General features: G+C 45.7%; 15 protein-coding genes. 8 read left to right on the forward strand and 7 right to left on the reverse strand.

The window, feature by feature from the left end; genetic code table 11:
- Positions 1-102 precede the first annotated feature (102 nt).
- Complete coding sequence (locus tag ACLI08_RS05775) at positions 103-951, reverse strand: transketolase (protein ID WP_411427516.1); 849 nt, start codon at positions 949-951, stop codon at positions 103-105.
- Positions 952-1,217: 266 nt separating this feature from the next.
- Here ACLI08_RS05775 and ACLI08_RS05780 point away from each other — a divergent pair, with 266 nt between their 5' ends.
- Positions 1,218-2,888: a PNGase F N-terminal domain-containing protein gene (locus ACLI08_RS05780; RefSeq protein WP_411427517.1), complete on the forward strand. Its 1,671-nt coding sequence runs from the start codon at positions 1,218-1,220 to the stop codon at positions 2,886-2,888.
- Positions 2,889-3,018: 130 nt separating this feature from the next.
- Here the strand turns inward: ACLI08_RS05780 and ACLI08_RS05785 are convergent, their stop codons facing one another.
- From ACLI08_RS05785 to tgt, 6 genes are all read right to left on the reverse strand, one after another.
- Entirely contained in the window at positions 3,019-3,246 is a 228-nt protein-coding gene (locus ACLI08_RS05785; protein WP_411427518.1) for a hypothetical protein, read from the reverse strand.
- A 297-nt stretch (positions 3,247-3,543) separates the two neighbouring features.
- Positions 3,544-5,100, reverse strand: coding sequence for a replicative DNA helicase (gene dnaB / locus ACLI08_RS05790; RefSeq protein ID WP_411427519.1), 1,557 nt, complete (start codon positions 5,098-5,100; stop codon positions 3,544-3,546).
- A gap of 163 nt (positions 5,101-5,263) precedes the next feature.
- The gene (locus tag ACLI08_RS05795; RefSeq protein WP_411427520.1) at positions 5,264-6,217 is read right to left on the reverse strand and encodes an acetyl-CoA carboxylase carboxyltransferase subunit alpha; all 954 of its coding nucleotides are present in this window, start codon (positions 6,215-6,217) and stop codon (positions 5,264-5,266) included.
- An 81-nt stretch (positions 6,218-6,298) separates the two neighbouring features.
- Positions 6,299-7,219 (reverse strand): DMT family transporter, encoded by a 921-nt coding sequence (locus ACLI08_RS05800; protein WP_411427521.1) that lies wholly within the window; start codon positions 7,217-7,219, stop codon positions 6,299-6,301.
- Entirely contained in the window at positions 7,206-8,279 is a 1,074-nt protein-coding gene (locus tag ACLI08_RS05805) for an LptF/LptG family permease (protein ID WP_411427522.1), read from the reverse strand. Before ACLI08_RS05805 ends, ACLI08_RS05800 begins: the two co-directional genes overlap by 14 nt.
- 76 nt (positions 8,280-8,355) lie before the next feature.
- Positions 8,356-9,486 carry a tRNA guanosine(34) transglycosylase Tgt gene (gene tgt / locus ACLI08_RS05810; protein ID WP_411427523.1) on the reverse strand — a complete coding sequence of 377 codons (1,131 nt, stop codon included), beginning with the start codon at positions 9,484-9,486 and terminating at the stop codon, positions 8,356-8,358.
- 537 nt (positions 9,487-10,023) lie between these two features.
- Between tgt and ACLI08_RS05815 the strand changes: the two genes are divergently transcribed.
- The 7 genes from ACLI08_RS05815 to rpsU all read left to right on the forward strand — a co-directional run bounded on the left by ACLI08_RS05815 (position 10,024) and on the right by rpsU (position 23,457).
- The gene (locus tag ACLI08_RS05815; RefSeq protein WP_411427524.1) at positions 10,024-17,202 is read left to right on the forward strand and encodes a YDG domain-containing protein; all 7,179 of its coding nucleotides are present in this window, start codon (positions 10,024-10,026) and stop codon (positions 17,200-17,202) included.
- Between the two features lie 730 nt (positions 17,203-17,932).
- Positions 17,933-19,201, forward strand: a complete 1,269-nt coding sequence (locus ACLI08_RS05820) for a DUF2851 family protein (RefSeq protein WP_411427525.1) — start codon at positions 17,933-17,935, stop codon at positions 19,199-19,201.
- 46 nt (positions 19,202-19,247) lie between these two features.
- Positions 19,248-19,475, forward strand: coding sequence for a PspC domain-containing protein (locus tag ACLI08_RS05825; protein ID WP_411427526.1), 228 nt, complete (start codon positions 19,248-19,250; stop codon positions 19,473-19,475).
- A 29-nt stretch (positions 19,476-19,504) separates the two neighbouring features.
- On the forward strand, positions 19,505-20,434 hold the full coding sequence (locus tag ACLI08_RS05830) for a ComEA family DNA-binding protein (RefSeq protein ID WP_411427527.1): 930 nt from the start codon (positions 19,505-19,507) through the stop codon (positions 20,432-20,434).
- 18 nt (positions 20,435-20,452) lie between these two features.
- Positions 20,453-21,592 (forward strand): acyl-CoA dehydrogenase family protein, encoded by a 1,140-nt coding sequence (locus ACLI08_RS05835; RefSeq protein ID WP_411427528.1) that lies wholly within the window; start codon positions 20,453-20,455, stop codon positions 21,590-21,592.
- Positions 21,593-21,829: 237 nt separating this feature from the next.
- Positions 21,830-23,188, forward strand: a complete 1,359-nt coding sequence (locus ACLI08_RS05840; protein WP_411427529.1) for an alpha-amylase — start codon at positions 21,830-21,832, stop codon at positions 23,186-23,188.
- A 74-nt stretch (positions 23,189-23,262) separates the two neighbouring features.
- Positions 23,263-23,457 carry a 30S ribosomal protein S21 gene (gene rpsU / locus ACLI08_RS05845; RefSeq protein ID WP_411427530.1) on the forward strand — a complete coding sequence of 65 codons (195 nt, stop codon included), beginning with the start codon at positions 23,263-23,265 and terminating at the stop codon, positions 23,455-23,457.
- The last annotated feature ends 45 nt before the right edge of the window (positions 23,458-23,502 follow it).

Raw genomic sequence — 23,502 nt, forward strand, 5'->3', positions numbered from 1 at the left:
CGTAGATTTCAGATTTCAGATTGGCTACACTCTTGCCGAATATAATATCGAAGCAAAGTTTGAGTGGCATTCTGAAATCTGAAATCTAAAATCTGAAATTCATTAATAGTCCCCTAATGTTTCGGCGTTTTGTGTAAGAGCACTTTCCAGCTGCGCATCGTTAGGTGCTTTACCGTGCCATGCGTGGGTGTGCATCATAAAATCTACACCGTTACCCATTTCGGTATGCAGCAGCACTACAACCGGCTTACCGTTAAAGGCTTTAGCCTTAGCATCGGCCATGCCAGTAAGGATAGCATCAATGTTGTTGCCTTGTGCAATTTCTACAACTTCCCACCCGAAGGCTGCAAACTTGGCCCCTATGCTGCCCATAGGCAGTACCTCGTCGGTAGGGCCGTCTATCTGCTTTCCGTTAAGGTCTACAGTAGCAATAAGGTTATCTACTTTGTAGGCTGCTGCATACATAATAGCTTCCCAGTTTTGTCCTTCCTGTAGCTCGCCATCGCCATGCAGGGTATACACAATATGGTTGTCTTTATTCAGTTTTTTGGTTTGGGCGGCGCCTACGGCTACGCTCATTCCCTGGCCCAGTGAGCCCGATGCCACGCGCACGCCCGGAAGCCCTTCGTGCGTGGTAGGGTGGCCCTGAAGCCTTGAGTTTAACAGGCGGAAGGTAGCCAGCTCGCTTACAGGGAAGTACCCGCTGCGTGCCAGTACGCTGTAAAATACAGGCGATATGTGTCCGTTACTAAGAATAAAGATGTCTTCATCCTTGCCGTCCATATCCCAGCCGTCTTTACGGTCCATAATGCTTTGGTACAGGCTTACCAAAAATTCGGCGCAGCCCAGAGATCCGCCCGGGTGGCCGCTGTTTACGGCGTGTACCATGCGCAGAATATCGCGCCTTACCTGTACGGTTAAATCGTTTAGTTGTTGTGTGTTAGGTTTCATTTGTCAGATTAAAATTTCCGTTGCAAAGGTAGCTGTATTTTCGGCTTTGGCAAACAATTTCGTGGGTTTAACCGGCTGAAAATCTTTTAGTTATAAGTGTTTTATTTACACTTTTATAAATGGTTGGTTTGTAGTTTGTTGTTTAGGGTTTATAGTTTGTGGTTGTATGCAGATAGAAGGTAACGTAGCAGAAACAGCTCCCTTAAAAAAAATACAGTACGCAAAAAAATAAAATTCACGAAATTAGCACCGCTAACACAAACACCATGAAACAACTCTTAGCCCTGTTGTTGCTTACGGCAGCAAATGTGGCTTTCGCCCAAAAAGCCCCGGCAGCCATTAAAGCTACCTATCAAAAAAGTTACCTTGGCAAACCGCAGGACGAAGCTAACCCCGTGATTATTTTTTCGGACAAGGAGAAAACACTGGTTACATCCCAACAGCTATTAGATAAAAAAGCAGCCCTGCCTGCCGAACAGGTTTTGGTGCAGCACCCTGCCACATACACGCAGTTTGCTGAACTAAAGCCCGGGAGTTTTGTAGCCATGCGCGATACCGTTGCGCTAAAAAAGCAAACTTTTGAGTTGTTGCCCGATACTAAAACCATATTAGGTTACACCTGTCATAAAGCTAAAATCGTCATCAACAGTAATACCATAGAGCTTTGGTATACAAATGATTTGGGCCTAAAAGGGGCGCCTTCTGTTTTAGGGCAGGAGTTAGGCCTTGTGCTGGAAACCAATCGTAACAACAACTTTTTAGTTACAGCCACAAAAATAGAGAAGCTAAAACGCCTGCCGGCTTCGGTTGCTTTACCCGCCAATGCCAGGGTTACCGATAACCTAAGCTACCGCGACCTGATTTGGAAAGCACGTTTTACTACAATTCCTGTGTTTACTGAGCAGCAGATAAATTTCAGCGACGCCTCTAAATCAAACGACAGCGTACTGCGTTTTGCTAACGGTACCATAGCGCTGCGCAAAATAAAATTCCCCGATATTAAAGCGGGTAGCCAGGTGTTTGCCCAGCTTACAGAACAGTCGGCAGGTGATGCATACGACCGTACAGGCTCTGTTTTTGTAATCCCGCAAGACCAGAAACAGTCGTTTTTAGATGGGCTTACTAACGGTGCCAATACGCTACCTGTCTATGAAAATGGCAACGGCGAAAAATACGTAGGCATGGTGCGTACCGAGGGTTTTACACCATTGCTGGAACTCATGCGCTTTTTTACCCCGTTTGGCATTAGCCAGTACAATACCATTCAGCTAAAAGGGAAAACCTGGCATAATGCCGTGCCATACCGCCAGGATATTAGCGAACTGATTCCGTACCTGAGTGGCAAGGAGCTGTATGTGGGGGTATTTATAGGCAACTACGATAAAGGCGGACACAAAGTAAGCCTGGAGCTAACCGTACATGCCGATGAGCTTACGTACAATAAGGCTACCAAGGCCATTCCGCTGTTTGATACGGTAAACGTTATGGAAATGGCAGGGCAGGGGTACAGCACTATGTTTAACAACGCCAAGGGGCTTGAAGTAACTTTTACCCTTGATAAGCCACTAAAGGATGCCCGGCTGCGCTATATAACCACAGGCCATGGCGGCTGGGAAAACGGTGATGAGTTTATCCCGAAAAAGAACACCATTTTGCTGGATGGTAAAGAAGCTTTTTCGTTTATACCATGGCGACAGGATTGCGGCAGTTACCGCCTGTTTAACCCGGCTTCGGGCAACTTTGATAACGGGCTTTCGTCGTCAGACTACAGCCGAAGCAACTGGTGCCCGGGTACGGTAACCAACCCTAATTTTATTCCCCTTGGCAACCTGCCTGCCGGTACACATACCATAAGGGTACAAATTCCGCAGGGTGCTCCCGAAGGTGGTAGCTTTAGCGCGTGGAATGTTTCGGGGGTATTGCTGGGGGAGGAGTAGTTTTAGTCTCAGTTTTCAGTCTCAGTTTTCAGTCACACAACTCACAATAACCACAAAAGCCGCATTACTGCGGCTTTTGTGGTTTTATGGTTCCCGGGTATATTTAATAAACCGAAAACTCTGAAGCATTTTAATCTTCATGTTTTTTCAGGAATTCATCTGTTTCCTTTTCAAATTCTTCCAAAGAATACATCTTCATTTCTCCGGCTTCTATGGCTCTCAGGTCTTCTTCAAGCTCTGCTTTGGTACGCAAAAACTCCTCCGAAATAATCTCAACATCCTTCGGGTCAAATTGTTTTAACAGCCACATTACGTGCTCATATACTCCTTCATTTATTCTTAAGTGTACCGTTTCCATTACAATCAGTTTTTATCAAATATACAAAAATTACTGTTTGGTATATGCCAACAAAAAAGTGCCCCTAAAGGCACTTTACAATTTTTACTCTGCTACGATTACTTCAGCATCGGTTACGGTTATGGCCAGGATAGCTTCGGTAAGTACCAGTTCGTTAGTGGTTATATTGTTGCTCATAATGATTTTATTAGCGCTGCTGAGTTGTTTAGTACCCAAGCTGCCGGGTTATTTTTTAATTCTAATAATTAGTATCTGTGTAAAGCTAAGAAGCTTAGTAACTCAAAGGCTTAGTAGCTCCTAAAACGGAACATCATCGTCGTCAGGGCGGTTACTGTTCATGTTGCTGCCAAAGGCATCGTTAGGGCTTGGCAGGTTCTTGGTCAGAAAGTCGTTAGCGCTGCCGGTGCTGTTCATGCTCGATGGGAGTTCGTCAAACGGCGAGGCACCAAAATCATCCAGGTTGTCAAACTTACCAAGGCTGCCTATAAACTTCAGCCTGATGTTATCAAGGCCACCGTTACGGTGCTTGGCCACAATAAACTCGGCCTGCCCTGCGGTAGGCGATTGCTCTTCGTCATCCCACTCTTCAATTTTGTAATATTCCGGGCGGTAAATAAACGATACAATATCCGCATCCTGCTCAATTGCACCCGATTCACGTAGATCCGATAGAAGCGGACGCTTGCTGCTTCCCCGTGTTTCTACCGCACGCGATAGCTGCGACAGCGCAATTACAGGTATGTTAAGTTCCTTAGCCAGCGCCTTTAGGTTTCGGGATATGGTAGAGATTTCCTGTTCACGATTACCCCCGTTTTTACCGCTACCACCCGCAGTCATCAGCTGAAGGTAGTCAATGATTATCATCCTTATGCCGTACTGAGAAGCCAGCCTTCGGGCTTTTGCACGTAAGTCGAATATCGATAACGAAGGTGTGTCGTCTATATAAAGCGGCGCACGTTCCAGGTCTTTTACTTTAATACTCAGCTGTTCCCACTCGTGTTTTTCAAGCTTACCGGTACGTAACTTTTCTGATGAAAGCCCCGTTTCGCTGGAAATAAGACGCGTAATAAGCTGTACCGAAGCCATTTCCAGAGAGAATACCGCTACGCCGTGCCCGTAGGTAATGGCAATGTTTCGGGCCATGGAAAGTACGAACGCAGTCTTCCCCATACCGGGCCTTGCTGCAATAATAATAAGGTCGCTGGGCTGCCAGCCGCTGGTAAGTTTATCAAGTTCATGGAAACCGGTTGCCACACCCGAAAGGCCTTCTTTGCCCGCAATTTCCTCAATACGCTTTTTAGCCTGCATTACAAGGCTTTGCGCCGTTTCAGAACTACGCTTTATGTTACCCTGGGTTACTTCATAGAGTTTGCTTTCGGCCTTGTCCAGCAGGTCAAACACGTCTGTGGTTTCATCGTATGCATCTTCAATGATTTCGCTGGAAAGGCGTATAAGGCTGCGCTGTATAAACTTTTGCAGGATAATACGCGAGTGAAACTCTATGTGTGCCGACGATGATATTTTTTGCGTAAGCTGAATCAGGTAAAAGTCGCCCCCGGCTGCTTCCAGCTTAGCGTTTTTTTTCAGCTGTGCCGAAACGGTAAGCAAGTCTATGGGTTGGGTGTCGTTAAACAGCTGTACAATGGCTTCGTAAATGTGCTTGTGCGCATCTTTATAAAAGGCATCGGGTTGTAGTATGTCTATAACCTCGTCTACCCCTTTTTTATCTATCATCATGGCACCCAGTACGGCCTCCTCCAGGTCTACGGCCTGTGGTGGCAGCTTACCTTTTTCAAGGCTGATAAGGGTGCTCTTATCTACTTTTACGGGATTGACGTTCCTTAAATTTTCCATAGTGCTAATGTAAACAAAATTGTGTGCCGGGCGTTAAGTAATTGTTAAGACCGAGCTGTTTACAAGGTGTTTATAACTTGCCTGAAATTGTTGAAAACCAAAAAAATAGTCCGAAACACGGGGCTTCGGACTTCCATATTTTTAATGTGCTGTAATCCAGTAATTACTTATTGAATTCGCCCATTTTAAAGTATTTTTCCATCCGTTGCTCTACAAGATCTTCTGTTGATAAGTCTTTCAGTTCATTGTATGCTTTGGTTATGTACTGTTCTACCGTTTTAAAGGTGGTTTCCCTGTCAAAATGTGCCCCGCCCAGTGGCTCAGGTACAATTTCGTCTATCAGGTTTTGCTTCTTCATGTCGTAGCTGGTAAGCTTAAGCGCGTCTGCCGCCTGCTCTTTGTATTCCCAGCTCCTCCATAATATAGACGAACAAGACTCAGGAGAAATTACAGAGTACCAGGTGTTTTCCAGCATGTATACGCGGTCTCCCACGCCTATGCCCAGTGCACCACCCGATGCTCCTTCGCCTATTATAACACAGATTACAGGAGTTTTAAGGCGGCTCATTTCAAAGATGTTCCTTGCTATGGCCTCTCCCTGTCCGCGTTCTTCGGCTTCAAGACCCGGATATGCACCCGGGGTATCTATAAAGGTAACTACAGGAATGCCAAATTTCTCTGCCATTTTCATAAGCCTTAGTGCCTTACGGTAGCCTTCAGGGTTTGCCATACCAAAGTTGCGGTACTGCCTTGTTTTGGTATTGTAACCCTTTTGCTGGCCTATAATCATAAAGCTTTGGCCGTTTATTTTACCAAGGCCGCCCACCATGGCTTTGTCGTCTTTAAAGGCGCGGTCGCCAAAAAGCTCCAGCCAGGTATCGCCGGTAAGTGCCTTAATATAGTCTACCGTGTACGGGCGGTTTGGGTGGCGCGATAGCTGCACCCTTTGCCATGCCGTAAGGTTTTTATAGATGTTTTTCTTGGTTTCTATGAGTTTCTTCTCAATCTGTTTGCAGGTATTAGATACGTCTACGTCGCTCTCCTGTCCTATAATGGTACATTTTTCTAACTGCTCTTCCAGTTCTTTAATCGGAAGCTCAAAATCCAGGTATTCCATAGTAGAGGCAGATTTATTTATTTAAGTTGAAGCAGCAAAGATAAGTAATTCTGTTTAATACGTTGTATATTAAAATGCCAATTAGTTTACTGCTGTAGTACGGTTTTTAAGTACCCCGTTGATAATCACTGTGGTTAGTATTATGCCTGCACCTATATAGAATGCTGTGTTCATTTTTTCGCTTTCGCTGAATACAATAAGTGCCAGGATTATCCCATATATGGGCTCCAGGTTTATGGTAAGCATCATGGTATAAGGCGTTATGGTTTTCATAACCTTTACGGCGGCTATTTGCGCGTAGGCGGTACAGATAGACCCCAGTAAAAACAGCCAAAGCCAGTCGGCATTAGAAAGCGCAAAAAACGCCGGTGTAAATTGCCCGTCCCATAGCAGGTACAGCGAAAAGAAAAAGATACCCCCCAGCAGTTCATAAAAAGATACTGCCGTGGCGTTGTATTCTTTTGCAAACTTACCGTTTATAATGGCAAAAACCGTGCTGAGGAATGCGCTGGTAAGCGCGGTAAGTATGCCCCATGCGTAGCTGATTTCGGATTTAAAAAGCAGTGCGCCATCCTGCAGGCTTATAATGCCCGAAATAAACAGCAGCCCCACAATTATAAACAACCCGAAAACTACTTCGTATAAAATTAACTTCCGGCCGTAGAGCAGGGGCTCCAGTAGGGCGGCAAAAAACGCGCCCGTACTAAGGCAGGAAAGGGTAATAGATATGTTGCTTATTTTAATGGCATGATAAAACGTAAACCAGTGCAGCGCTATAATAAGCCCCGCAATAACCAGCCGGGCAAATACCTTGCCCGATAGCCTGAACGGCGCTTTTACAATAATCGCATATACCCCCATAATCAGCAGGGCTATAACCATACGGAACCATACCAGCGGCAGTGCACCTATGCTTATAAGCTTGCCCAATACGGCGGTAAACCCCCACACAAATACAATAAAGTGCAGGTGCAGGTAATTTTTTAGGTTATCGTTTTGCATTGCGCAGCAGGTAAAAGGCCAGTATGCCAAAAACTAGGTTAGGAATCCACGTGGCAAGCAGGGGCGAAAAGGTAGACTTTTCGGCCAGGGTGCCAAATACCTTATCAAAAAACACAAACGTAAACGCCAGCGCTATGCCTATAGCCAGATTAATACCCATACCACCGCGGCGTTTCATGCTGGATACGGCTACGGCTATAATGGTAAGGATAAATGCCGATACCGGTATGGTAAACTTTTTATACAATACTACCAAATAAGCATTAAGATTGCTTGACCCGCGCGAGCGTTCGCGTGCTATAAAGCGTTTCAGCTCCGGGTAGGTCATGGTTTCGGCGGCGTATACGGTAGGGGTAAGGTCGTCCGGTAAAAAGTTAAGCTTTACCGTGCGCTGCGGTTCTTTGGTAATCACATCTTCCATTTTACCAATAACACGCTTTGTGTATCCGCTAAGGGTATAGTTTTTTTCTTTTTCGTTCCAAACAATGCCGTTGGCAGTTTCAAGGCTAACCAGCTGATCGCCTTTGTAGGTTTCCAGGTTAAAGTTGCTCCCCGATTTGTTAGAGTATATAAAGTTACTTACATAGATAACCTGCGTAGGGCTTATTTGCTTGTACACATCGGTACTCTGGCGGGTTTCCTTTCGGGTAAGGTACTGGTAGCGGAAATCGTTAAACCCCTTACTGGCTTTTGGCAGGAAAAAGAACCCCATGGCCAGTGCCAGTACAGATACTATGGTAGCCCCCATAAGGTACGGGCGCAAAAATCGGGTAAATGATATACCCGAACTTAGTATGGCTACAATTTCTGTGTTGTTAGCCAGCTTACTGGTAAACCATATAATGCTAAGAAACAGGAATATAGGAAAAAGCAGGTTTGCGAAATAAACGGTAAAATCAGCATAGTAAATGGCTATGAGCTTAAAAGCAACCTTGTTTTCGAGCATGCGGTTTATTTTTTCCGATACGTCGATAACAATCCCTATGGGAATAAACATAATAAGCATTACAAAAAATGTGGCGAGGTAACGCTTAAGTATATACCAGTCTATTATTTTCATCTATTCTATTTGTTGTCGGTTGTAGGTTGTAGGTTGTCGGAAGCTTCCGTCAACTGACAACCTACAACCTTTAAAACTATAATCTTTGGCTCATGTTTTTTACCATCATTTCCTTCCACTCACGGAAGTCGCCCGCTATAATGTGCTTACGGGCCTCACGCACCAGCCACATATAAAAGCCCAGGTTGTGTATGGTAGCAATTTGCTTACCCAAAAACTCGTCTGCGGCAAACAGGTGGCGCAGGTAAGCTTTGGTGTATTCGGTATCTACAAACGTTATGCCCATTTCGTCTACCGGGCTAAAGTCGTTTTCCCACTTTTTGTTTTTTATGTTAATGGTACCGTTAGCCGTAAACAGCATACCATTTCGCGCATTACGGGTAGGCATAACACAGTCAAACATATCTACGCCCAGGGCTATGTTTTCCAGTATATTTATAGGAGTACCCACGCCCATAAGGTAACGTGGTTTATCTTCGGGTAGTATGCTGCACACCACATCGGTCATGGCGTACATTTCCTCTGCTGGTTCGCCTACGCTAAGTCCGCCTATGGCATTACCCACGGCACCGGCATTGGCTATGTACTCTGCACTTTGCTGGCGCAGGTCTTTATAGGTACTACCCTGTACAATAGGGAAAAACGCCTGGCTGTAGCCGTACTTAAACGGAAGTTTTTCCAGGTGGGTTATACAACGGTCCAGCCAGCGGTGGGTCATGTGCATAGAGCGCTTTGCATAACGGTAGTCGCACGGGTAAGGCGTACACTCGTCAAATGCCATAATAATATCTGCACCTATGGTACGCTGGATTTCCATAACGCTCTCGGGCGAAAAGAAGTGGTACGACCCATCTATATGGCTCTTAAACTTTACACCTTCTTCTTTAATCTTACGGTTAGCCGAAAGCGAGTATACCTGGTAACCGCCGCTATCGGTAAGGATATTGCGGTCCCAGTTCATAAATTTATGAAGGCCTCCTGCCTGTTCCAGTATGGCCGTTTGCGGACGCAGGTACAGGTGGTAGGTGTTGCCCAGTATAATATCGGGGTTTATGTCGTTTTTCAGTTCGCGCTGGTGTACGCCTTTTACGGTACCCGCAGTACCTACCGGCATAAAAATCGGTGTTTGTATGGTGCCGTGGTCGGTAGTTATTTCACCGGCACGGGCTTTGGTTTGCGGGTCTTTTGTAAGTAAATCAAATTTCATGGTACTCTTTTACAGGCGGCAAAGATACGGTTTAGATTTCAGATTTCAGATTTTAGATTTCAGATTGATGAGAGAGGAGTTAGATGTCGGGAAAATGGAAAACATAAGTTTAAAAAGAGGAATCATAGCTGGGTTAAAAATGTTACATTTACAAGTAAACCAATACGCCTATGAAACCCCACCATCTTATACCCTTACTGTTATTACTTTATTCCTGTAAAAATGAAAAGAGGAACAGTTGAAGCCAAGGTAGCAGCCGATAAAAAAATCAAACAGTAATAAAAATTATATAGTTTACACCAGCCCGACTTTTTACGGGCTGTTTTATTTTCTTATCAAAGAGAGCCTTTCAGCCGTTTGTAATGTTTTTGTTTTGCTAATGTTTCCCGGGTGTTTTTTTAATGTTAATCATTGGGCAGAAATTAATTACAAATTAAATTTTGCCTTACAATATGGTAACGTAATATTTTTCTCTAAACCCTTAATAATGATGTTCTTTGTTTCCTGAATTTCAGTAAACTGATTAATTTATACTTTATGAAGAAAAATTTTACGCAACCTTCTTTAAAACAGCTTTTTAAAGCCCTCGTAAGAGTGGTTTTGCCGGTTGTTTTATTGTTAGCCGGCGGGGCGCTGCATGCACAGGGCACCAACAGGTTTAATGACGGTTACCTTACGGTATTTAAGGTTACAAGCAACGCTGCCCTAACAAATACAGGTACGGCAGTTGTGATTGAAGAATACCTGCCTGCTACGGCTTCGCAATCGGCACCAAACTACAGCTTTTCGGCGCCTTCGGGTACATCGGGCGTTGTGATTTCGGGTTCGGCGGGTTCTGCAGGTGCCATGACACGTTCAGAGAACGGACGTTACCTGGTACTTCCCGGTTATGCGGCTGCAGTAGGCGCTGCTAATACTACCTTTAACACTAACGGTACTGCACGTATACTTAATGGTAGTGGTACTATGAGTGCGGGTGTAACAGGAAGTTTTTATACCACAAACAACGACCTTAGGGGTGCTGTTACAGACGATGGTACTAATTTTTGGTTTAGCGGAGGTTCATTAGGAACACGTTATACAAATAACGGTACTACCGTATCTACTATACAAAGCGGTACTACAACCAGTTATACAAACACCCGTGTGGTTAATATATTTAACGGTCAGCTGTTTTATGCAACCGGTTCAAGTAACCCTGCTACAGGTATTTATCAGGTAGGTGCCGGTAAGCCGGTTACCACAGGCCAATCGGCTACAATTTTAGCAGCACCTTCGGCGCCTTACGGTTTTTCTATAAGTCCGGACGGTTTAACAATTTATACCGTAAACAGTACCAGTACCGTGGTACGATATACATACAGCGGTACTTATAATCCTGCTACATTTACGTACAGTGGTGGTAGCTGGAGTACTGCATCTACAGGTTTTTCTATCAATGGTGCTACAGGACTTGCCGTAGACTGGAATGCATATTCTTTTTCAACGGGCGCAAACGGAGCCGTAATATACGCTTGTAACCCTACCACACTGGTACGCGGTACAGATAACGGTACAGGTGCCATTACTACCACTACGCTACGCACTATAAGCGGTAACAACGCGTTCCGTGGTCTTGCTTTTTCTCCGGTAAAACAAACCGTATTTAAAGGAACTAACGCCCCTGCTGCGGCTAACCTTTCGGCTGCTGCGGCTAATGCAGTACTTTTCGGTTTCAGCATTACGGCAGACGAAGGTTATTCTACCATAAAGAAAATTATACTGAGCCAGGGCGGTACAGCTACCCTGGGTTCGGGTAACGATATCAGTAACTTCAGGCTTATTGAAGATGCAAACAATAACGGCGTAGCAGAATCATCTGAAATCGCCGCATCATTAGCTACAGGAAGCGTTAGTGGCAGCACTATCAGCTTTAACAGCATTTCAGCCGGTTATATGAATGAAGGAGGCCAGAAAAACTTCCTTGTTATAGGCGATGTAAGCAACACGGCTACTTCGGGTGCTACGTTTATCCCCAGCATAGCATCAAACCGTACCATAAACGGTGTTAACTATACGTCTAATGTAGGTAACGCGGGAGGTTCATTAGTTACCATAGGTACTAATGCCCCTACAGGCGCTACACTTACCATACTTTCCCGCACTATCACCGTGTCGGGTACTTTAGCGGCCCTTACTACGGTACAGGGTACTGCTTCATCTACTACCACATTTACCGTATCTGGCCAAAACCTTACAGCAGGCATCAGCGTAACGCCACCTGCAGGGTTTGAGGTTTCTACCACGGCAGATTTTTCGGCTAACGTAGGTAACGCTACAACACCACTTGTGGTGGGTGGCGCAGGTAACGTTGCTACCACTACCGTATATGTACGCCTTGCAGCTTCGGCTACAGCCGGACAGTATTCGGGAGATATAACTGTAAGTTCTTCGGGCGTTACAACAACAACCATAGCTACGGCACAGAGTACGGTAACGTCTCCGCATCTGGATGACCAAACCATCAGCTTCCCGGCTATAGCCAATGCTACCTATGGCGATGCTCCGTTTGCACTGGGTGCTACGGCTTCATCAAACCTTACGGTAACCTATACATCATCAGATACTTCAATCGCTACAGTATCGGGTAACACCGTAACCCTTACGGGAGTAGGTGAGGTAACCATTTACGCTAACCAGGCGGGTAACAATGCGTATAACGCGGCACCACAGGTAAGCAGTACATTTACTGTTTCGCCAAAAATAATAACCGCCACAGGTGCTATTGTACAAACCAGGCCTTATGACGGTACTACTAACTGTACCATAGACATTTCTGGCGGAGTAACGTTAGACGGCGTTGTAGGTACAGATGTGGTTTCGGTAGTATCGGTTACAGGTACATATATCTATGGCCCTGATGCCGGTGTAAACAAATACGTAGAGGCATTCTACACCCTTACAGGAGCAGATTCAGCCAAATACATTGTGGCGCATGCCCTTTACGGTACAGTAACCAAGGCAGACCAGGCCATTACTTTTGCCAGTATACCAAGTAAAGCCCTTACAGATCCTGATTTTGACGCCGGGGCTACTTCGGCTACATCATCGGTTAACCCTATAACCTATACCAGCTCTAACACGGCGGTGGCTACCGTAACCGGAAGCACTATACATATAGTAGGTATTGGTACTACAACCATAACGGCTGCTCAGGCAGAAAGCGACAACTACAACCCGGTAAGCGTGGCCCGCACGCTACGAGTAACCGATGGCAGCTTTAGCGAGGGTAACCTGGTAGTAGTAAAAGTAGGTACAGGCTCGGGTACTTTAAGTAACAGCAGTGTACCTGTATCACTTGCAGAATATACAACAACAGGAGATGCTACGGTGAGTGTGGATGTGCCATCGGCTACGGCAGGCAGCAGGCTTGTAATGAGTGGTAGCGCTACCTCTGAAGGTCAGCTAAACCTTTCTGCCGACGGGCAATACCTTACCATAGCAGGTTATGATGCCGCTACAGGTACGGCTTCTGTAGCAAGTTCTTCGGCTTCAACTGTAAACCGTGTGGTAGGCCGTATATCTGCCAACAGGCAATTCCAAATTACCTCTTTAGGTAGTTCGGCGCATGGTGGTAACAACATACGTGGTGCTGCCAGTAACGACGGTTCTCGTTTCTGGACAGTAGGTGGTACAGGTGGTATCTTTACCGTACAGCCGGGTGCAGGTGCTGCATCATTAGTAGCCAGTACACCAGCTAACGTACGTGCCATATCTATATTTAACGGGCAACTATATGTGGGCAGTGCTTCGGGTACTCCTGCAATTTATACGGTAGGTACAGGCTTGCCAACTGGTACAGCTACCTCGTCTACGTTCTTAGCTACCGGCAGCATAGACCCTTATGCATCGGTAATTGTAAAAAGAGCCGATAACCAGTTTAACCTGTATGTGGCTTCGGGTACATCGGGCGGAGGTATTTACAAATGGTCTTCTGCAAACGGTACTACCTGGACCGCACAAGGTAAAGTGGCTGTGGCTGCGGTGAGCTTCTATGGCGTTACCGCACGCAAAACAGACGATGGTAACGTAGAAGTATACGCTACCAGCCCGGCTAACATTTACAAAATGGTAGATACTACCGCTTACGACGCTACACTTACAGGCAGCGGTATTACACTTACATCTATAGCCACAGCGGCTACTAATACAGCATTCCGCGGTATTGCATTTGCCCCTGCGCTTAAGGTACCTGCGATTACTAACACTACGCTTACCCTTTCGGGAGATCTTAACGTAGCCCTTGCTAACTACACCATTACTGCCGATAACGCGCCACAAAGCTACAACGCTACAGGCCTTCCGGCAGGTGTAACCATAAACACCCAAACAGGTGTTATAAGCGGTACGCCACTTAACGCCGGTACGTTTAGCGTTACCATTTCGGCTACCAATGCTGCCGGTACTGATTCGCGCACGCTGGTAATCACCATAGCAAAAGGCAACCAGCTTATAACCTTTAACGCGCTGGATCCTAAAGAAGTTACCGATGCTGATTTTGAGCTTAACGCTACGTCGGCTACATCGGCTATAAACCCTATTACCTATACCAGCTCTAACCCTGCGGTAGCTACCGTAACGGGTAATGTGGTACACATAACAGGTGTGGGTTCTACAACAATCACTGCTTCTCAGGCAGGTAACAACGATTATAATGCTGCACCGTCTGTAGCTCAAACACAGGTGGTTACTTCGGCGGCCCTTGCCAGCCAAAACATCGTCTTTAATACTATCCCTACACAAACCTATGGCGTAGGCACATTTAACCTTGACGCCATTTCGTCATCGGGTCTTACCGTATCGTACACCAGTTCAGATACATCTATCGCTACCATTTCGGGTAACGTAGTAACGGTACTGAGCACAGGTACAGTGAACATTACAGCCTCTCAACCGGGAGACAGCAACTATAACGCCGCGGTAGATATGGTACAACCATTAACCATAGCGCCTAAGCCACTTACGGTAACCGATGTTTTGGTAACTACAAAAACGTATGATGGTACTACTACCGCTACCGTAACCGGTGGCACGCTAAACGGCGTAGTAGGTACCGATGTGGTATCTCTTGTAAACGGCGGAGGTACATTTGCTGATGCTAATGCTGCCACTAACATTGCCGTAACAACAGCCTTTACACTAACAGGCGCACAGGCTTACCGCTACACGGTAGTACAGCCTGCTGTAACCGGTACAATAACCAAGGCTAACCAGGCCATTACCTTTGCCGCTTTCCCGGTAAAATCTAACCTGGAGCCTGTAATTACATTAACATCTTTCTCTACTACATCTCAGGTTAACCCTGTAACGTACTTTAGCAGCAATGACGCTGTTGCTGTTGTGGGCCAAAGCACTACAAATGGTGTTACTACATGGACGCTTAGCGTAGTGGGTACAGGTACAGCAACCATAACCGCTGCACAGGCCGAAAGCCAAAACTATAACGGTACTACAACCCAGCAGGTAATAACCGTACAGCCGGGTGTTTACCTTAACCAGTTTACAGGTGCATCGGCGTGTCCTACAAACGGAAACGTAGCCCTTACGGCTACAAACGCTACAGGTTCGGCAGTACTGAGAAACGGTAGCATGACCTGCCAAAGCACCGGTAACGTGTTCAACTCTACCACGCTTAACAATACGGCATCGCCATCTGAAAATTCGTACATAGAATTCAGCGTAAGCGCCGCCGCAGATAGCAGGCTAAACCTTACATCGCTGTCGTTCTTCCGCCAGGCAAGTAACAGCGCGCCAAACCAACTTGAACTACGTTACAGTACAGATGGTTTTGCTACCACTAACTACACAGCATACACGGCTCCGGCTTCGCCTACCGTGGGTACGTATTTAACATGGGATTTTGCCGACTTTACCAGTGCCGTAGGTGGTACGGTAACCTTCAGGCTTTATCCGTACGGTGCTACACGTGCTGACCTTGCGGGTGCTTCGGCTACATCGGGTACATTCCGTATAGATGATGTTACCGTATTTGGTACAGCCGGTAAGTGTTTCGAATGGATCGGTACAACAAGCAACGACTGGAGTACTGCTACAAACTGGTGCGGTGGGGTAGTACCTGCTGCTACAGACGATGTAACCATTACTGCTTCAGCTAATAACCCGGTAATCAGTACCGGTGTGGCCTATACCCACAACCTTACCCTGGGCGCCGATGCTGCACTTACCGTAAACGAAGGGGCTACACTTAGCGTAAATAACATATTAAATGTAAACGCTACAGCTACCCTTACCGTAAAAGATACGGGTGCACTGTTACAGGGTGCGGCTACAGTAACTAATGCTAACAGCGGTAACATTGTGTTTAACAAAAAGGGAAGTGCCCTATATAAAAATGACTATACCATGTGGTCATCTCCGGTAACAGGGCAGGGGCTTCAGGCATTTTCTCCTGAAACGGTTAACACACGTTTTTATACCTATAAGTCTTCCGGCGATGTATACTCGCGCGTAACCGATATTGCTACACCTTTCCAGGCGGCTAAAGGTTACCTTATACGTATGCCAAATACCAGCACAGAAACGGGTTATGATGCAGGAACCACTGCAATACAATTTAAAGGGGTGTTTACAGGCCAGCCAAACAACGGTACAGTAACCATTCCGGTTTCTACCGAAGGTAACGGCTACAACGCGGTGGGTAACCCTTACCCGTCTCCTATAAACATTTATGACTTCCTGCTTGCTAATGCCCAGGTGATTGATGCTTCGTCAGGTCTTTATTTCTGGAGGAAGCGTAACAACAGCTCTAGCTCATCATACGCTACACTTACACTGGCAGCCTTTACAGCTAACCCTGCAGAGGGCGGCGGAAGCAACAACGACACGTTCTTTACGGGTTCATCTTCAGACTGGTTACTGGCTCCTGGCCAGGGCTTTATTGTAAAAGCGTCTACTACACAGCCTGCGCCGGTAGTAACCTTTACAAACAGCATGCGTAGGGTACAGCCATCGGCAGGTACAGCGTTCTTCAGGCACGGTGCCGATACGGCTTCAAGGCTTTGGCTAAACATTACCGCTCAGGACGGTACAGCTTCTCAAACGGCTGTGGCTTACATGCAGGGTGCTACTAACGGCATAGACTTTGGTTTTGATGGACGTAAGTTTACAGACAACAACAACATCAACCTGTATTCGGTAGCGGCTAATACTGCCCTTGCAGTACAGGCAAGGCCACAGTTTACCCCTACAGATGTGGTTACACTTGGCTACACCGCTGCTGCGGCAGGTACGTACACCATAGCTATAGGCGGTAAAGATGGCGTATTTAACCAGGGGCAAACGGTATACCTTAAAGATAACACTGAGGGTATTACAAGGGAGCTTACCGAAAACAACTATACCTTTACTACAGAAGCGGGTACATTTGAAAACCGTTTTGAAGTAGTGTACACTACACAGGCGCTTGGTACAGATAACCCTGTGGCTGCAGCGGCTAACGTGGTGGTATATAACAACAAAGGTGTTATAGGTATAGATGCAGGTACACTGCAAATACAAACCGTAAACATATTTGATATTAACGGAAGAAAACTGTTTACACGCAGTGCCGTAAATAACAACACTACACAAATTACTAATCTTGTGGCAGAGCAACAGGTACTGATTGTAGAAATCGTTACCAACAAAGGCACTGTTAACAAGCGTGTTGTGTACTAACGGCTGACTTTTTTTAATATTCCCAAAAAGCTAATGGGGTTGTCTCTGCAAAGGGGCAGCCCCATTTTTTTTGTTGCCAAATGCCGTTGGCTGTTGCCAAAAGTCCAACGTTATCTGAATACTCGGTTGCTACCCAAAAACCAATCCTGCCGAAAGCGCGCTGCTTCCTAAAAAACAAAACTATCCCCGAATGCCCTGCCTCCCAAAACCCGATTTTTTTCCCCTGAACCCCGCTGCAAAGTTACAACCGGTTTTGCCCATAAAGTACTGAAGCCAATCCTTCAGTAAACCACAAAAAGAATCCTCAAAAAAACTAAAACCCAAATCAAACCCAAACCCAAAGCCAGAAAAAGCCTTTAGAAGATGAAAGTGAAAATGAAAATAGAAAAAGAATAAGAACATGAAAATGAAATTTTGGTTTTCATACGCAAAATATTTTTATCGAAAAAAATACTGCAAAAGCCGCTTCAGTAATTTGTAAACCCTATACATTTTCCTACCGAAGAATACAGGGAACAGTTTCGCCGATAAATTTTAGTACAAGGCTGAAAATGAGTAACACGCTTTTTTTAGCAAAAGGAACAAATGCCCCCAAAAAACCGAAAATTTTTATACCAATTGCGGAACAATAAAAAATTGCTAAGTAGCTATACAGGAAAAATCCTTCAAATATATTTTTTTGGGGCTGTGGCCAATTTTTGTATCTTGGCACTACCAACCCCTTCAAAAAATGAGAGAAGATTTTTTGCACTACGTGTGGCAGTTCAAAAAATATGATCCTGCCTTATTACAAACCACCCTTGGCGAAAGCGTGCAAGTAATTCACTGTGGTCAATACCTGCAACAAAGTGGCCCTGATTTCTTTAACGCTCAGGTAGTTATAGCAGACCAGCGCTGGGCGGGTAACGTAGAAATCCACCTTAAAAGTTCAGACTGGTACCTGCACAGCCATGAGGTTGACCCTCAGTACGATAGCGTAGTACTGCACGTGGTTTGGGAGCACGATGCTGAGGTGCTGCGCCCCGATGGTTCAGAGCTGCCCGTGGTAGCACTGCGCGATGCCGTAGACCCATCGTTACTGCTTATTTATCAGGAGCTTATACGCGCCAAGACCTGGATTCCGTGCGAAAAAGACCTTGCCACCATAACTGATTTTACCCTAAGCAACTGGAAAGAACGTTTGTTTCTGGAACGCCTTGAGCGTAAGAGCCTGCCCATCATAGGTTTGGCTAAAGAAACCATGGGCGACTGGGAGGCGGTATTGTTCCGTTTCCTGGCAAAAAACTTCGGGCTAAATACTAACGGCGATTTGTTTTTTACCACCGCTTCGGCCATACCGTTCAGCGTGCTGCGCAAGGAGAGTTTTGATTTACAAAACCTTGAAGCACTGTTGTTTGGCAGTGCGGGTATGCTCACCGGCGATTTTGAGGAGCTGTACCCTAAAGACTTGCAGCAACGCTATGCCTATTTGGTTCAAAAGTATCAGCTACAGCAGGTTACACTTCCGCAGGCGGAGTTTTTCAGGCACCGGCCAGATAATTTCCCTACCCTGCGCCTGGCACAGCTGGCAGCCCTGTACCACACCCACCAAAACCTGTTTAGCAAAATTATGCACGCGCAGGCTACAGATGATTTTTATGCACTGTTTTCAGTGACCGTTTCCCCGTACTGGAACACGCATTACAGGTTTGATAAAGAGAGTGTTAGCAAACGTAAGCAGCTTTCGGCATCGTTTATAGATTTGCTTATCATTAATACTATAGTTCCGTTTAAATTTGCCTACGAGCGCAGCCTTGCCCGCGAAAATGTGGAAGACTTAATCCCCCTTTTACAACAGGTTAAACCAGAGAAAAACGCCATAACCGATAAGTTTGCACATTACAAGGTTCCTGTAACATCCGCTTACGACAGCCAGGCATTGTTACAGCTTAAAAATGAGTACTGTAACCATTACAAATGCCTGCAATGCGCCATAGGCTTAAGCCTCTTGCAGCAATAATATTTTTGCTATCTTTGGGGTACATTACTAACATCATTTTTACGGTATGGCTATTGTAACTAACTTACGTCATTTCTTTGAAAAACACGGGTTTGAGGTGGCCAGCCGCCTTGCCGACAGGCTGGGTATGCGTGCCACAAACGTACGCCTGTTTTTTATTTACATAACGTTTGTTACCGCCGGGCTTTGGTTTGGCGTATACCTTACCCTGGCGTTTTGGCTGCGCTTAAAAGACATGATTTATACCAAGCGGAGTTCGGTGTTTGATTTGTAACTAGCACACCTAACCACCACCAAACCAGCATGAAACCAACCCAACCTGTTATCCTGTTCCGCTTTACCTCATTACAGCGCAAAGGCCTTTTGGCACTAACCGGCATTGCAGCAGCACTTCAGGCAGGCTACCTGCTTTACACTCGTACTGATCATTCAATTGGCCATAACCCCGACGAAAAAGCATGGCTGGCACACCAGCAACAGCTTGATGTCCTGAAGGCCAAAAATGATACAGCAACTCATAAAGTGTATCCGTTTAATCCTAACTTTATATCTGATTATAAGGCATATATGCTTGGGCTTACTACTGCGCAGTACAACCGGCTAAAAGCATACAGGAGTAGCGGTAAGTGGCTAAACTCGCCCGCTGATTTTAAGGCGGTTACTGGTGTTTCAGATAGTTTGCTGGCTACGGTATCTCCCTATTTTAAATTCCCCGATTGGGTTACCCGAAAAAACGCGGGGCAGTCAGCACAGCCCACTCCTTATAATAGTACCATTGCCACAACGGCTGAAAAAACTTCATTACCACCCTTTAAAAAAGATAAACCTGCTGTTAACCAGCTTGATATAAACACCGCCACCGCAGAGCAACTGGAAAAGACTTACGGAATAGGCCCGGCGTATGCAAATCGTATCATTAAACGACGTGATGCGCTTGGTGCGTTTGTTAGCATGGATCAAATGGCTGATTTTGAAGATTTTTCGCCTGAAGCAGTCGCCGACCTTAAGAAACGCTTTTTTGTGGGTAACGGGACTTTGGTAAACAAAATAAACGTAAACACGGCATCATTACAGCAACTGTCGCGGTTTCCGTACTTTAACCGGGATATGGCGCGTGCCATAATTACCGCCAGAAGCATGAATGGTAAAATTCATAATTTTGATGAATTATTAAAAATTCAACAAATAATTTTGGTTAATTCAAAAATAATTAGCTTATATTTGGAATACTAAAATATAAACTAAGATTTTATGGTTTTTGAAACGACCGAAACACAAGCTATGATTGCTGCGTCTATACGTGAGTTTGCAGCATTTAATATCTTACCTTATTATATGGACTGGGATGAAAACCAGTACTTTCCGCTCGACCTGTTTAAAAAACTGGGCGAAATGGGCTACATGGGCGTACTTGTACCGGAAGAGTACGGAGGCAGTGGCCTTGGTTACCACGAGTATATTACTGTTATAGAGGAACTTTCAAAAGCAGACCCATCTATAGGTTTGTCGGTTGCCGCGCATAACTCGCTTTGTACCAATCATATACTTATGTTTGGTAACGAAGACCAAAAAATGCGCTGGATTCCTAAGCTGGCTACCGGCGAATGGATAGGCGCCTGGGGCCTTACAGAGCACAACACCGGCAGCGACGCGGGCGGTATGAACACCACCGCCGTTAAAGATGGTGACCACTGGGTTATTAACGGCGCCAAAAACTTTATTACCCACGGTAAAAGTGGTAATGTAGCCGTGGTTATTGTACGTACCGGCGAAAAAGGCGACAGCCGCGGCATGACAGCCTTTGTTATAGAAAAAGGTACACCGGGCTTTAGCTCCGGTAAAAAAGAAAATAAACTGGGCATGCGCGCCAGCGAAACTGCTGAGCTTGTGTTTGATAACTGCCGCATACCAGACGAAAACAGGCTGGGCGAAGTAGGCGAGGGCTTTATCCAGGCCATGAAAATACTGGATGGCGGACGTATATCTATAGGTGCGCTGTCTTTGGGTATAGCTAAGGGTGCTTACGAGGCATCGCTTAAATACAGTAAAGAGCGTTATCAGTTTGGCCAGCCTATAAGCAACTTCCAGGGGATTTCGTTTAAGCTTGCCGATATGGCTACCGAAATAGAAGCCAGTGAGTTACTGCTGCACAAAGCGGCACATCTTAAAAATAACCACCAGCCGGTAACCACTGCGGGTGCCATGGCTAAGATGTTTGCCAGCGAGGCTTGTGTACGCATATCTAACGAGGCGGTACAAATCCACGGAGGTTACGGCTACACTAAAGATTTCCCGGTAGAGAAGTTTTACCGTGATAGTAAGCTGTGTACTATAGGCGAGGGTACTACCGAAATCCAGAAACTGGTAATTTCAAGAAACATTCTGAAATAACTTCACTACCTATTTATATTACACTAAACGATTGGAAAGCCCTCCCTTATACGGAGGGCTTTTTTTTGTGCCTTTTTGTTATGGCTGTTTTCCGTTCCCCGATGATATTTGCGTTTAATCTTTTGGAATTTAACTTTTTATCAACACTATAACGTTGTAGTGCTATATCGTTTTCGAAGCCCGAAAAATGGGTGTTTCAAATTTGTAACTTCGGGTATATCCAAACCTCATACCATTATGAAGAAAACAACTACAACCCTTATGGGCGTGCTGCTGTTGTGCGCCTGTACAAACGAACCCGATGCGCCAAAAGAGCAGGCGGCTGCACCAAAACAAACCGTAGGTAGTAACCTAACCGCCCGTTCTACAGGCAGTAAGGTAATGATGCAGGCCTTTTACTGGGACTGTCCCGGGGGAGGAACCTGGTGGAATACCATTGCTGCAAAAGTGCCTTCGTGGGCCAGTGCGGGTGTAGATGCCATTTGGCTGCCACCGGCTACAAAAGGCCAGAGCGGAGGCTACTCTATGGGGTACGACCCCTTTGATTATTACGACTTTGGCAGTTACAATCAAATGGGTAATACCGAAACACGCTTCGGTTCGCTTACCGAACTGCAAAGCCTTATCACCACGGCACACAACAGCGACCTGAGTGTTATTGCCGATATTGTGGTAAACCACTGCGGCGGAGGGGCATCGCAATACAACCCGTTTACAGGCGGTAATACGTATACCAGTTTTACGCCGGCCTCGGGTATGTTTGCACGTTCGTATTACGATTTCCATCCAAATGACGTTCACAGTGCCGATGCGGGTACCTTTGGCGGTTTCCCGGATCTTTGCCATGATAAAAGCTATGTGCAGGGCTGGCTGTATGCTAACAGCAACTCTATAGCCAAGTACTATAAAAACGTAATGGGCTTTGACGGCTGGCGTTTTGATATGGTTAAGGGATTTGACCCATGGGTGGTAAAGAACTTTAAAAATGCTTCGCCTGGCTTTACCGTAGGGGAGTACTGGGATGGTAACGCCGCCACACTGGAAACCTGGGCAAATAGCGCAGAGAGTAGCGCGTTTGACTTTGCCTGCTACTACAAAATGCGCGATGCCCTTAACAACAACGACCTTACCCAGTTAAATGGCGATATGCTCCTTAAGCGCAGCCCCATGAAGGCCGTTACCTTTGTAACCAACCATGATACTAATGAGATTTACAACAACAAGCTTTTGGCCTATGCCTACATCCTTACCCACGAAGGCTATCCGTGCCTGTTTTACCGCGACTATGAGGAATGGCTGGATAAAAACAAGCTGAATAACCTTATATGGATACATAATAATAAGGCAAGCGGTACCACCAGCTACCTCTATGCCGATAACGACGAGTACGTAGCCCGCCGAAACGGTACTCCCGGCCTTGTAGTATATATAAATAACAGCGACAGCTGGCAGCAACGCTGGGTAGAAACCAACTGGGCCAGTACCGTTATTAAAGACTATACCGGTAACAGCACCTGGGAGCCTACCACCCAAAGTGGCAAGTGGGTGCTTATACAGGCGCCACCACACGGGTATACTGTATGGTCTGTTAAATAATTATTATTTTTATTTTGGATATCTAAATAATTGATGTATGTTTGCAGCCGTAAACGAGAGGAGGTGTATCGCATATGTTAATAATTCCAATTAAAGACGGAGAAAATATCGACAGGGCGCTTAAACGTTATAAGCGTAAATTCGACAAAACAGGAACTGTTCGTCAGTTAAGGTCTCGCCAGGCTTTCATTAAGCCATCTGTAAAAAGGCGTGCCGAAATACAAAAAGCAGCTTACATTCAAGGTCTTCGCGACTCACTTGAAGCTTAAGATAATTTTTTGGGGCTTTAAATAGCAGCCGTTAGCAGTTAAAGT

This window comes from Flavobacterium sp. RNTU_13 (assembly GCF_046614455.1).
GTDB lineage: Bacteria > Bacteroidota > Bacteroidia > Flavobacteriales > Flavobacteriaceae > Flavobacterium.

Excerpts from the sequence above, each read along its gene's own strand:
- ACLI08_RS05775 (WP_411427516.1), bottom strand. The coding sequence starts at position 951 with ATGAAACCTAACACACAACAACTAAACGATTTAACCGTACAGGTAAGG.
- ACLI08_RS05780 (WP_411427517.1), top strand. The coding sequence starts at position 1,218 with ATGAAACAACTCTTAGCCCTGTTGTTGCTTACGGCAGCAAATGTGGCT.
- ACLI08_RS05785 (WP_411427518.1), bottom strand. The coding sequence starts at position 3,246 with ATGGAAACGGTACACTTAAGAATAAATGAAGGAGTATATGAGCACGTA.
- dnaB (WP_411427519.1), bottom strand. The coding sequence starts at position 5,100 with ATGGAAAATTTAAGGAACGTCAATCCCGTAAAAGTAGATAAGAGCACC.
- ACLI08_RS05795 (WP_411427520.1), bottom strand. The coding sequence starts at position 6,217 with ATGGAATACCTGGATTTTGAGCTTCCGATTAAAGAACTGGAAGAGCAG.
- ACLI08_RS05800 (WP_411427521.1), bottom strand. The coding sequence starts at position 7,219 with ATGCAAAACGATAACCTAAAAAATTACCTGCACCTGCACTTTATTGTA.
- ACLI08_RS05805 (WP_411427522.1), bottom strand. The coding sequence starts at position 8,279 with ATGAAAATAATAGACTGGTATATACTTAAGCGTTACCTCGCCACATTT.
- tgt (WP_411427523.1), bottom strand. The coding sequence starts at position 9,486 with ATGAAATTTGATTTACTTACAAAAGACCCGCAAACCAAAGCCCGTGCC.
- ACLI08_RS05815 (WP_411427524.1), top strand. The coding sequence starts at position 10,024 with ATGAAGAAAAATTTTACGCAACCTTCTTTAAAACAGCTTTTTAAAGCC.
- ACLI08_RS05820 (WP_411427525.1), top strand. The coding sequence starts at position 17,933 with ATGAGAGAAGATTTTTTGCACTACGTGTGGCAGTTCAAAAAATATGAT.
- ACLI08_RS05825 (WP_411427526.1), top strand. The coding sequence starts at position 19,248 with ATGGCTATTGTAACTAACTTACGTCATTTCTTTGAAAAACACGGGTTT.
- ACLI08_RS05830 (WP_411427527.1), top strand. The coding sequence starts at position 19,505 with ATGAAACCAACCCAACCTGTTATCCTGTTCCGCTTTACCTCATTACAG.
- ACLI08_RS05835 (WP_411427528.1), top strand. The coding sequence starts at position 20,453 with ATGGTTTTTGAAACGACCGAAACACAAGCTATGATTGCTGCGTCTATA.
- ACLI08_RS05840 (WP_411427529.1), top strand. The coding sequence starts at position 21,830 with ATGAAGAAAACAACTACAACCCTTATGGGCGTGCTGCTGTTGTGCGCC.
- rpsU (WP_411427530.1), top strand. The coding sequence starts at position 23,263 with ATGTTAATAATTCCAATTAAAGACGGAGAAAATATCGACAGGGCGCTT.